The organism is Coprococcus ammoniilyticus, assembly GCF_025567345.1.
Classification (GTDB): Bacteria; Bacillota; Clostridia; order Lachnospirales; family Lachnospiraceae; genus Coprococcus; species Coprococcus ammoniilyticus.
In genome coordinates this window covers 55857-68292 of sequence record NZ_JAOQJS010000005.1, presented here as the reverse complement: position 1 = coordinate 68292, position 12436 = coordinate 55857, and the positions used below count along the sequence as shown (strand labels likewise).

Below are 12436 nucleotides of genomic sequence, written 5' to 3'. Positions count from 1 at the left end.
GTAATTTGCCTGAAAAATATTTTGATATGGAAATATATTTACAGCATAGGATCTGAGACATAACGGGAGGATAATTATGGAAGAAAAAAACCTGAATTTTGATGAAGTAATAGATAGAAGAAATACAGACTGTTTGAAATTTGACTTTGCAGAGCGGAGAGGAAAGCCTGCGGATGTACTTCCTCTCTGGGTTGCAGATATGGATTTTAAGACGTCGAGTCTGGTGCTGGATGCGTTGACAGAGCGTGTACAGCATGGAATTTTTGGCTATACGGAGAGCGGAGAGAGTTATTTCGAGGCGGTCAGCAAATGGATGGAAGCTCACCATGACTGGAAGGTGGAACGAAGCTGGCTGACAAAGACACCGGGTGTTGTATTTGCACTGGCGATGGCGGTCAAAGCATATTCCAAGGCAGGGGATGCCGTTCTGATCCAGCAGCCGGTCTATTATCCGTTTTCAGAAGTGATCCGTGACAATAACCGGAAGCTTGTGAGCAATGATCTGGTACTTGGGGATGATGGAAAATATCACATCGATTTTGATGATTTTGAGAAACAGATCGTTGACAATCATGTTGTGCTGTTCCTGTTGTGCAGTCCGCATAATCCGGTCAGTCGTGTATGGACGGCAGAGGAGCTTACGAAGATGGGTGATATCTGTATCAAGCATGGCGTTACGGTTGTAAGTGATGAGATACATGAGGATTTTGTTTTCGGAGACCACCAGCACACGGTATTTGCGACGATCAAGAAAGAATTCGAACAGAACTCCGTTACCTGTACTTCTCCTGCAAAGACCTTCAATCTGGCAGGACTTCAGGTGTCGAATATTTTTATTCCAAATGGAACTCTGCGCGCAGCATTTCGTAAGCAGGTGGATGCGGCGGGCTACAGCCAGTTAAATGCAATGGGACTTACCGCCTGTGAAGCAGCGTATACTCATGGCGAGACATGGTATCAGGCAATGATGAGATATGTAGAGAGTAATATCGCATTTGTGCGTGATTACCTGAAAAAGGAACTTCCACAGATCAAGCTGATCGAGCCGGAAGGAACTTATCTGCTGTGGCTGGATTTCAGGGCACTCGGAATGACAGAGAAGGAACGGGAGAACCTGATCGTTAATCAGGCAAAGTTGTGGCTTGACAGCGGTGCGATCTTTGGGCAGGTAGGCGAAGGATTTGAACGTATCAATGTGGCATGTCCGAGAGCAACGATCAAGGAGGCGCTTGACCGTCTGAAAGCAGTGATCACAGCATAACCACAGGCAAGTATGATGGCTTTGCAGAAAACATCAAAGGTGTGAATCGCAATGTAATAGCGTTAGCCGGTGTAACTGTTATAAGAGTTACAGATTGGTTCGGTTATAAGCTGTGGTTATAACCAGTTAAAATATTTTGACTGGTTGACAAATTATGGAACTGTCACTATAATAGGCACATAACATACAAAACCTACTTTAATACTATGATAAAGAAACGCTATAAGATGTGCCGGATGAGAAAATCATTTATCCAGAGTTGGATGGTGACTTGCAAACAGACATTTACCCGGAGGTTGATGCTTCCGGGTTTTATAACGATAACAAAACATACTAACCAGATAGGAAAAGGGAGAAATAGAAAAATGGCAAATATTCATTCATCAATTACAGAACTTGTAGGACATACCCCATTGGTAGAATTCGTAAATTATGAAAAAGAGTTAGGGCTGAACGCCCACCTCCTTGGTAAGCTGGAGTATTTCAATCCATCAGGAAGCGTAAAGGACCGTGCAGCTCTTAACATGATCTTAGAGGCAGAGAAATCAGGTAAACTGAAGCCGGGCGGAACGATCCTTGATTTTACAAGTGGAAATACAGGAATTGCAACAGCAGCATTTGCAAATTCCAGAGGGTATAAATATGTAGTAGTCATTCAGCCAGGAGTATCGGTAGAACGTACATTGATCTTAAAGGCATATGGCGTAGAGCTGCTTCAGGCAGCCGATGTACCGGGCTTCATGGAGATGCTGCAGAACGGTGGTTTAAGCATGGCAAAGCTTACAGTTATCATGAACAAATATGCAGATGAGCATGGTTACTTCTATATTGATCAAGGAACAAATCCTGATAACCCGGAAGCGCATTACCGTACAACGGGTCCTGAGATCTGGGAGGATACAGACGGAAATGTTGATTATGTGGTAGCACTGGTCGGAACCGGTGGAACACTGGCTGGTCTGTCCAGATATTTCAGAGAGAAAAATCCTGGTATCAAGATCATCGGCGCACAGCCGGCAGTACAGTCCAGAAAGAATGTCAATCATCCGGAAGCAAATACGATCGACGGCGTACTTGCATTTAACGATGTTCCGGCACAGAGTGTTCCGGTATTCTTCAATCCGGAGCAGATCCCATATGATGAATGTCTGGATATTGTAGCAGAAGATGCATATGAGACAGGAAGAAGACTGGTAAAGAGTGATGGCGTATTCCTCGGACAGTCAGCGGCAGCAGCCTTAAAGGCAGCAACAATCATAGCTGAGCGCCCGGAAGCATCAGGAAAGAATATTGCAATCATCATGGCTGACAACGCATTCAAATATCTGTCAACCAAGATGTATGCAGGGGAATAAAAGAAACGAGCGGGAGCGTCCTCTGTTTGGTAAGGTCAAGAACATATATACATAATATAAAACATAGAACAGGAAGGAGACAACATGGCAGACTATCTTACATATGCGAAAGAAACCATGAATTTCATAAACAGCCGGAAGAAACAGGGACCGGAAGGTATCTACTGGTCTTTGCAGGATGCGGCAGAAGGAAGATCCATTTATTATGATGAAATCTGTATGTATGCCGGGGCGTCCGGAATCATCGTATTTCTTCTTGGATTATATCAGGCGACGAATGATGTGAGCTATCTGCAGGAGGCAGAAGAAGCAGCCACATATATCCGTTATCGTTTTGATCATGACCGGGATCTGAAAAGAAACTTTTCAAAATACGCATTTTCCAGTGGATGGAGCGGAGCAGGCTTTGCCATGATACAGCTCTATAAGGCAACCGGAAATGAGAAATATAAAACATTTGTGGCAGATATTATTGAGTCTGCAAAGGCAGATGCAAAGCCCGGAAAAAACGGCAAAGGTTATAGCTGGACTTCATTTCCGGGTATCGTAGGAGATGCCGGAACGGTTCTGTTCTTCTTATATGCAGCAAAAACATTTGGCAGAGAGGACTGGACAGCATTTGCTGCAAAAGCAGGAGAGAATTTCCTCGGGCAGCGTCATGATGCTGGAAACGGAACCTGTTGGTATCCGGGTGTAGATCCTGTCTACTTCGGAGCAAAAGAAGATTATATCGATCCGAACTTCCCGATGGGAACCGGAGGAATCGGATTTGTACTGCTGAATCTGTACGAAGCATCCGGTGATCAGAAGTTCTTGGATGCGACAAAGGGAATCGCGGATTTCATGATCGCACAGGCGGTTAAGATGAAGGCAGGAAGCCTGATCCCACATGGTTTGCCGGATCGTAAGGATCTGTTCTATCTTGGCTATTGTCATGGCCCGGCGGGAACAAATCGTTTCTTCTATAAATTATATGAGATGACAGGAGAAGACCGGTATAAGCGGTATATCGATATGCTGACACAGGGTGTAATTGATACAGGCGCACCTGAGGTTCGGACGGAAGGATACTGGAATACTTACAATATCTGCTGCGGAACTGCGGGCCTGTTAAATATGTATCTGGGTCTGTGGGCTGCATTTGGTGATGAGACTTATCTGGAACAGGCAAAGAGGTGCGGTAAGGTCATCACAGACGGAGCAACGATCACAGACGGTACGGAAGGAAGAGAGTGTGCATGGAGATTTGCACTTGACCGTGTCGCACCGGATGTATTAAGTACACCGATCGGTTTATTCGATGGTGCAGCAGGTATCGGAGCTGTATTGATGCAGCTTGTTTCTGCAGAAAAGGGTCAGTTCCATGCGACAAGAATGCTGGACGATCCATTTCCGGAGAAGAACAAACTATGATAAAACGATTGAAGATTTTATATGCGTAAATAACAGTGATTATTTTACTCGGTGAATGATTTTTTCGTTTCATAATTATTCAAAAACTTACGTTGAGAGGAGACACATAAGATGAGTCAGATAAATAACAACATTGATCCTGACAGCAGGGATTATGATTTGAAATCAATAGAGCCGGATGAGCGTTTCACCCAGACAACAAAGGAATTCTGGATCACGCTTGGAACCTATCTGGTATTTATGGTGCTGATGATCGCCAACCTGTATCTGGTGGGCGGTAAGGATGTATCAAAGTACAAATACATTCTTGGATTTCCACAGTGGATTTTTAATGAGATCATTATTTTGATCGCAATGGTAGTAGCGGTTATTCTGGTTGTAACATTTGTATATCGTGACATGGATGTTACTCCAAACGGAAAATTAAAAGAAAGAAAACATAAGGAGGGCAAATAGAGATGAACTTATTTACAAATCAGAGAATTATAATCATTACTGTATTTGCCGCATATACGATTTTCCAGTTGGTATACAGTCTTGTTACCAGAAAAGCAATGGCAAATGGAAAAGGTGATTACCTGAGCAAATTCTATACCGGCGGTAGAAGCGGTGGTGTGCTTGTAACTGCCATGATGGTATCTGCCGGTGTTGCCGGTGCCGGAGTATTCATGGGTGTACCGGGTTATACATATACATTTGGTGCGACCTGGATGGTATGCTGTTTCTGGTCCATGTGCACGAACTTCATGGTACTTGGACTGATCGGTAAGCGTGTCGGTATCGTAGCCAGAAGAACGGATTCCAAGACATTTGTTGAACTTCTGATGCACAGATATAACAACAGCAAGATTGTTGGTGCGCTCTGCGGACTGGTTATCCTGTTCTTCCTTGGAGCATTTGCCGTATCCACAATTACCGGCGGCGGAAGAATTTTCCAGATCTTAACCGGTCAGGATTATCGTATCGGACTTGCTATTTTCACTGTACTTGTTATCATCGCAGCTATCACAGGTGGTATTAAAGGTATCGCATCTGCGATCGTTTTTCAGGGAATTATCATGACAGTTTCCGTTATTATCTTATTTATTATGGGCATCAACGGAACAGATCCCAGCTATACAGAGACGATCCAGTCATTAGTTAAGAGTAATCCGGACTGGTTCGTACCTGCAAGTGTAAAGACGGTTCTTTCGTTTGCATTCTTATGGGGTATCACAACCTGTACAATGCCTCATGTAACAATGACAACGCTTACTTATAAGGATACACAGACTCTGCATCGTGCGATCAAGGTTGGTGCGGTTGTAGTTGCAATCTGGCTCATTGGCTTAAATGGTCTGTGCTTCACGATCAAATATATGTTCCCGGAAGGAAGCCTTGCAACTCCTGACCTTGGTATTCCGACACTTGCAGTAAGTGTAATGCCTGCATGGGCAGCAGGTCTGGTTCTCGCCGGTGTATGTGGTGCGGTTCAGTCATCTGTTGGTGGAATGATCGTATCTCTTGCAGGAACGATCGTCAGTGATCTGTACAAGGACCTGTTCAATAAAGATGCAAAGCAGGAGACATTAAAGAAGTTAAATGTTATCAGTGTTATCGTTGTTGCTCTTGTCGTATTCTTATTTGCATGTGATCCACCGGAACTTCTGGCTTCATTGATTACTTATGCTACCGGTGGTATGACAGTAGCATTTCTTCATACTTTGCTTCTCGGACTGTTCTGGAAGCGGGCAAATGAGTATGGCGCGATCGCAGGTATCATCAGTGGTATTGGCTTATATCTCCTGATCGATATGGGCGTTCTGCCAATCTCACTTGGTTTCAATTCCTGTATCGTTGCCTGTCTGATCTCCACGATCATCATGGTGGTTGTCAGCCTTGCAACACCGAAGTGCCCATACCGCGTGATCGCCACATGGTTTGGCAAGGAGTATCCGGCGGAAGCTTCAGTTGCCGAATAAAGTTAAGATATATATAGCCTGTCTAGTCTACAGCCAGACAGGCTATATTTGCGTTTGTATATGTGATTTATCGCTTGATGATGCTTGATTTCTGGGTATGGTAGTGGATGAGTAAGTATGATACCCGAGGTGTCTGGTTAGATGAGGGTATGGAATGGAAAATAAGTGTACGATACCCACAAGGACAAGTCTGATGCGGGTATTAGGAAGAATGTTGGGGGAAAATACCCGACGAAGCTAAATAAATTTGGTATGAAGACGAAAAAACAGGTGCGATACCCAATGGTAGCATATAATAGAGGGTATAAGTGTGAGAATATAGAGATTATACCCATGATTCGGGAAGCTCTTTTTCACAGGTTGACACTGTGAGGGGATAAGGCTAAAATGAGACTGGCAGGCGATGTGCCTGACTATACAGGTAAGGCTGGTAATTAAAATGAAAACCATAGTAGCGAAAGCTGATTTGGAAAACGAAGAATTATTCCGGAAGGCTTCGGATATATTAAAAAGTGGTGGACTGGTTGCATTTCCAACAGAAACCGTATATGGACTAGGTGGAGATGCGTTAAATCCAAAGGCATCCGAAAAAATTTACAGTGCCAAGGGAAGACCATCGGATAATCCGTTGATCGTACATATTGCTGATACGGCAAGTGTATGGGAGTTGGCGGCAGAGGTATCCACACAGGCACAGATGCTGATGGAAGCGTTCTGGCCGGGGCCGCTGACGATCATTTTCAAAAAGAAAGACATTGTACCGCATGAGACAACCGGCGGTTTGGAAACGGTAGCGATCCGTATGCCATCACATCCGGCAGCTATGAAGCTGATCAAAGATTCAGGCGTGTATATTGCAGCACCGAGTGCAAATCTGTCCGGAAGACCATCACCGACAACAGCAGCACATGTAGAGGAAGATCTGTCCGGCAGGATCGATATGATCTTAGATGGCGGACCGGTTGGAATCGGAATTGAGTCCACGATCGTAGATGTGACAGGCGATCGTCCGACAATTTTACGTCCGGGTTATATCTCAGCGGATATGATTAAGAATATCTTAGGAGATGTCATGATCGATCCGGCACTGGAAAGCGTGGATATGAAGGTCAGACCAAAAGCCCCGGGTATGAAATACACACATTATGCACCGAAGGGAAAACTCACGATCGTAGAGGGTGAGCGGGAAAAGGTTGCCGCAAAGATTGCAGAGTTGGTTGCTTGTAAGCAGGCAGAGGGATATAAGACGGCAGTTCTGTGTGATACAGAAAATACGGATTTATATTCCTGTGAAAATGTCCTTGATGCAGGAAGCAAGAAGAATGAGATTACAGTATCTTCATCCCTGTACCGGCTGCTTCGGCTGTGTGATGATATCGGTGCAGACTATATTTACAGTGAATCCTTCCGGGAAGGTGATATGGGATATGCGATCATGAACCGGCTGATCAAGGCGGCAGGACATAGAATCATATCGGTGTGATGTAATGAGCGCAAAATTATTTGCTCGCAAGGATGCTGATTTTGCGGAATGCATTGAGTGAGCTATGCTCACGATATAATGAAAAAAGTTAACATAGAAAAAACGGGTTGGGTGACAACCACCCGAAAAGATTTTGAAAACAAGAAAGGCAGGACAAAGAATATGATAGCACTTGGATGTGACCACGGTGGATACGGATTAATGCAGGATGTGATCAAGCATCTGGAAGAAAGAGGACTGGAATACAAGAATTACGGATGCTACAGCGAGGAATCCGTTGATTATCCGGTATATGCAAAGAAAGTTGCACATGCAGTAGCAGACGGAGAATGTGAGCGAGGAATTCTGATCTGCGGAACAGGAATTGGAATCTCCATTACAGCAAATAAAGTACCGGGAATCCGTGCAGCACTCTGTGGTGATTGCTTCAGTGCACAGGCAACAAGAGAGCACAACGATGCAAATATCCTTGCAATGGGTGCCCGTGTAACCGGACCGGGACTGGCACTCAAGATCGTTGACACCTTCCTTGACACACCATTCTCAAATGACGAACGTCATATCAGAAGAATCAAGATGATTGAAGAGTAAAGAAAAATACTATAAACTGCATATACCAGCAATTGTGAGTGCTTGTTTGAGCCGACAGGCGAGTTGGCACTGGAACATTTGCGGATAAGGAATATGTAATTTATAGAAGATTATAAGTAGTAAGAAAAACATCATCTATCAGGGTGGAATGTATATACTTTATGTAGCAGACCTTTTCACACGTCGGTACTTAGTGAACTGTGTAAGCAGTGAGCTTAGAACCGTTACGTGTGAAACAGAACGAAAGTGTTCTGCGAAATAAAGGTATATATATCCTGCCCTGATAGATGATGTTTTTTGCATTGATATTTAATGTATGTAAAATAACAACAACCATATAATAAGACCGCAGTCAGAAGACATTATCGAGGATTTCGATATGAACTGCATATACCAGCAAATGTGAGTGCTTGTTTGAGCCGACAGGCGAGTTGATACTGGTAATGTGGTAGAATAAAAATACAAAAGACCGGATGAGGGCATCTATATTTTATGTAGCAGACATTTTTACACGTCGGTACTTAGTGAACTGCGTAAGCAGTGAGCTTAGAACCGCTACGTGTAAAACAGAGCAAGAGTGTTCTGCGAAATAAAGATATAGATGCCCTCATCCGGTCTTTGTATTTTTACCTTAAAATTGTGCAAAATGACGTGAAAAATGGTTAAACTAAATTTGACAGTTTGTATTGTTTGTCAAAAATGCCTTAAAAACCGGTAAAATTTCATGACCTTTTGATGAAAAATCTATAAAAGAAAATAAATATTGCTTGAAAAGAGCACACTAACATAATAAAATATTAACAGAGCGGCATTTCATGCCGAGATTAATAATTACGGAGGGAGAAATTATGCTACAGGAAGCCATGAAGACATTAGAAGATGCAGAAGCAGAGGCAGCCGAGATCGTAAAAGAAGCCGGTAAAAAAGCAGAAGCAATTCAGGCGGAAGCAAAGGAAAAGGCAAATGCGATGATCGTAGATGCAAATGCAGGTTCTAAAACAGATCTGGCGGCTATCGCGGTCGACCAGAAGAAACTGGAAACTGATCTTGCAGAAGAAGCTTTGAAAGAAGCATCCGACGAGATTGCTTCCTTAAAAAAACGTGCATCCGAGCGAGAGGGTGAAGCCGTAGAGCTTGTGATCAAGCAGCTATTGTAAATGCTTGAATATCAGGATGCAGAAGGGAGGTAATCATTATGGCGGTATTGGCTATAAAAAAGATTGACATATGCGCCATGAAGAAAGACAGAAAAGCCATATTGGAGAAACTCCAGTCCATGGGAGCTTTGGAGATCCGGGCCGGTGGGGATGAGACGGATGTATTTAAGAAGATCAACACAACCAGTCAGCGTTCCAAATATGAAAAACGAGTCCAGAATACCGACGAAGCTTTAGAGATCCTTGGCAGATATGCACCGGAAAAGACATCGATGCTGCAGGCACTTGCAGGCAAAGCTGATGTAGACGATTCTGTATATAAAGATATTGTTGAGAATCGGCATGATTATAATATGATCGTGCAGAAGATCCGGGAAAAGGATAAGAAGATTGGAAACTGCAAAGCAGAGATTGCAAAATGTCAGCTTGCGATCGATGGACTGAAACCATGGATCAATATGGATGTTCCGATCAATACGACCGGAACCGAACATACAGATGTGATCATGGGAAGCTTAGGACCTGGTCTTACAGAGAATATGATAGAAGACCTGGTTGCAAAAAGGCAGCCGGAGTTATCAGCTCATGAGATCACGGTGATATCTTCTGATAAAGATCAGACATGTATATTTGTGGTATGTTTGAAAACAGAGACGGAAAGACTGGAGGAAGCCTTAAGGGCAGAAGGATTTACCCGGATGTCGTATTTTTCAAAACGGACACCGGAGAATAAGATCAAGAAATACCGACTCACGATAGAGGGGTATGAGGATGAGATCGAGGATCTGAAAAAACAGATTGCCGGATTTGCAGAAAACAGGCAGGCACTTAAGACCTTATCCGATTATTACAAGATCAGAACTGAGAAATATCAGGTGCTTGGAACCTTGCTTCAGTCGAACAGTACATTTATCATAACCGGTTATGTGCTGGAACGGGATGAGGAAAAGGTAAAAGAAGAACTGAATCAGAATTTCGTGCTGATGGTGGAGACCGGCGAGATACCTGAGGATGAACCGGCACCGGTACAGTTAAGTAATAAGATGCCATTTGCATCGGCAGAAGGAATCCTGGAATCCTATGGACTTCCTGCCAGAGGCGAGATGGATCCGACGACACCGATGAGTTTATTCTATGTATTCTTTTTCGGATTGATGTTATCGGATGCGGCATATGGACTTATTATATTCCTTGCATGTTTTATCCTGCTTCGGAAGTTCCCGAAGATGGGAGATGGCATGAAGAAGTCACTGACATTATTTGAATATTGCGGTATATCGACATTGATATGGGGTATCTTGTTTGGAGGATATTTTGGAGATGTGGTAGCAGTCGTATCACGAACCTTCTTCCATCATGAGATCACGATCGCACCGGTATGGTTTGCACCGCTTGACAATCCGATGAAGATGCTGATCTTCTCCCTGTTATTTGGATTGATCCATCTGTTCGGCGGTCTGGCGTTAAAAGGTTATATGTGTTTAAAGAAGAAAGATTTTGTAGGCTTCTTCTCAGATGTTATATCCTGGTATCTGCTCATCATCGGTCTGGTACTGATGCTGATGCCAACCAGTTTATTTGCATCGATCGCACAGGTAAGCTTCCATTTTTCAGATGGACTTAAGACCTTCAGCTATGTCATTACGATCTTAGGTGCAGCGATCATCGTTGTGATGTCCGGCAGAAGTCATAAGAATCCGGTGCTCCGACTGGCACTTGGTTTGTATGATATTTACAATATCACAGGCTGGCTGTCTGATCTGTTATCTTATTCCAGACTGCTTGCACTGGGACTTGCAACCGGTGTTATCGCACAGGTTATCAATCAGATGGGAAGTATGGTAGGAGATGGAATATTGGGCGCGATCGTATTCATTCTGGTATTCATCATCGGACATACATTTAACCTTGCGATCAATATGTTAGGTGCTTATGTCCATACATGCCGACTTCAGTATGTAGAATTCTTTGGTAAGTTTTATGAGGGTGGCGGAGAAGCGTTCCATCCATTTAAAGAAAATACAAAATATGTAGATATAGGGAATGCAGGCATGAAAACCTGTAAACCGGAAATTAAGGAGGAATAATCAATATGACAATGGGTACAGTTTTAGCTTTAACAGGAGCTGCATTAGCAGTTATTTTGGCAGGTATGGGATCTGCTTACGGTGTAGGTATCGCAGGTCAGGCTGCATCAGGTGTAGTAAGTGAAGATCCAAGCAAATTCGCGAAGGTTCTTATCATCCAGCTTCTTCCCGGTACACAGGGTATCTATGGACTGCTGGTAGGATTCATCGCTTTATCAAAGATCGGTATTTTAAATGGTGCTCCTGCAGAACTTTCAACAGCGACCGGATTACTGATCCTTGCAGCATGTCTTCCAATCGCATTAGTTGGCCTTGTATCCGCTATGCATCAGGGCAAAACCGCTGTATCAGCAGTTGGTATCGTAGCAAAGAAGCCGGATCAGTTCGGTAAAGCAATGCTTTTCCCTGCAATGGTAGAGACATATGCGATCCTTGCTCTGCTCGTATCAATTCTTGCAATTAACGGTGTACCGGTATAAAACAGGCACAGATTTGAAACATGATTGAACAAGTAGTACAGGAGGATTTGTATGACAGGATTAGAGAAGATCGTTGAACAGATTCTGGAAGAAGCAAACACTCAATCCGATATGATCCTTGAAGATGCACAGAAAAAGGCAGATCAGATTATAGAAGATGCAAAGGTGGAAGCAGATAAGATCAAGGCGGGTTCGGCTGAAAAGGTCAGCCATGTAAAAGCGGACGGAATGGCAAGGGCAAAATCCTCTGCTGACCTGAAGAAACGCCAGACAGTCTTAAAGGCAAAGCAGGAGATCATCAATGAAGTGATAGGTAAAGCCTATAACGGAATGATCGATATGGAAGTTGACAGATATTTCCATATGATGGAGCGTATGATCGGAAATGCAGTACAGCCGAAGAGTGGACAGATCAGCTTCTCAGCCAAAGATATGGAGCGGCTTCCGGCAGGATTTGCAAAACGGGTATCAGAGATAGCAAAAGCACATGGAGGAGATTTGACGCTCGCAGATAAAGCCAGTGATATAGACGGAGGATTTATCCTGATCTATGGCGGTATCGAGGAGAATTGTTCATTAGCTGCCATGTTCCATGCGCAGAAAGAAGAAATGGCAGACAAATTAAATTCCCTGTTATTCACATAAGGGA

Annotated in this window: 11 protein-coding genes; all 11 read left to right on the top strand. The window is 43.6% G+C overall.

The window, feature by feature from the left end:
- Positions 1–76: 76 nt before the first annotated feature.
- The 11 genes from OCV60_RS08615 to OCV60_RS08565 all read left to right on the top strand — a co-directional run bounded on the left by OCV60_RS08615 (position 77) and on the right by OCV60_RS08565 (position 12432).
- Positions 77–1261: a MalY/PatB family protein gene (locus OCV60_RS08615; RefSeq protein WP_262530035.1), complete on the top strand. Its 1185-nt coding sequence runs from the start codon at positions 77–79 to the stop codon at positions 1259–1261.
- Between the two features lie 365 nt (positions 1262–1626).
- Complete coding sequence (locus OCV60_RS08610; protein WP_262530034.1) at positions 1627–2616, top strand: PLP-dependent cysteine synthase family protein; 990 nt, start codon at positions 1627–1629, stop codon at positions 2614–2616.
- Positions 2617–2700: 84 nt separating this feature from the next.
- Entirely contained in the window at positions 2701–4029 is a 1329-nt protein-coding gene (locus OCV60_RS08605) for a lanthionine synthetase LanC family protein (RefSeq protein ID WP_262530033.1), read from the top strand.
- 111 nt (positions 4030–4140) lie between these two features.
- Positions 4141–4485: a YhdT family protein gene (locus tag OCV60_RS08600; protein ID WP_008402630.1), complete on the top strand. Its 345-nt coding sequence runs from the start codon at positions 4141–4143 to the stop codon at positions 4483–4485.
- A gap of 2 nt (positions 4486–4487) precedes the next feature.
- A complete protein-coding gene (locus tag OCV60_RS08595) occupies positions 4488–5990 on the top strand; it encodes a sodium:solute symporter family transporter (protein ID WP_021944912.1) in 1503 nt (500 codons plus the stop codon).
- A 439-nt stretch (positions 5991–6429) separates the two neighbouring features.
- The gene (locus OCV60_RS08590; RefSeq protein WP_173788488.1) at positions 6430–7473 is read left to right on the top strand and encodes an L-threonylcarbamoyladenylate synthase; all 1044 of its coding nucleotides are present in this window, start codon (positions 6430–6432) and stop codon (positions 7471–7473) included.
- A gap of 162 nt (positions 7474–7635) precedes the next feature.
- Positions 7636–8064, top strand: a complete 429-nt coding sequence (gene rpiB / locus OCV60_RS08585; RefSeq protein ID WP_021944910.1) for a ribose 5-phosphate isomerase B — start codon at positions 7636–7638, stop codon at positions 8062–8064.
- Between the two features lie 848 nt (positions 8065–8912).
- Positions 8913–9221: a hypothetical protein gene (locus OCV60_RS08580; protein WP_173788489.1), complete on the top strand. Its 309-nt coding sequence runs from the start codon at positions 8913–8915 to the stop codon at positions 9219–9221.
- Between the two features lie 38 nt (positions 9222–9259).
- A complete protein-coding gene (locus tag OCV60_RS08575) occupies positions 9260–11308 on the top strand; it encodes a V-type ATP synthase subunit I (protein ID WP_262530032.1) in 2049 nt (682 codons plus the stop codon).
- Positions 11309–11313: 5 nt separating this feature from the next.
- Entirely contained in the window at positions 11314–11787 is a 474-nt protein-coding gene (locus OCV60_RS08570; RefSeq protein WP_008402619.1) for a V-type ATP synthase subunit K, read from the top strand.
- A gap of 51 nt (positions 11788–11838) precedes the next feature.
- Positions 11839–12432, top strand: coding sequence for a V-type ATP synthase subunit E (locus OCV60_RS08565; RefSeq protein ID WP_021944907.1), 594 nt, complete (start codon positions 11839–11841; stop codon positions 12430–12432).
- The last annotated feature ends 4 nt before the right edge of the window (positions 12433–12436 follow it).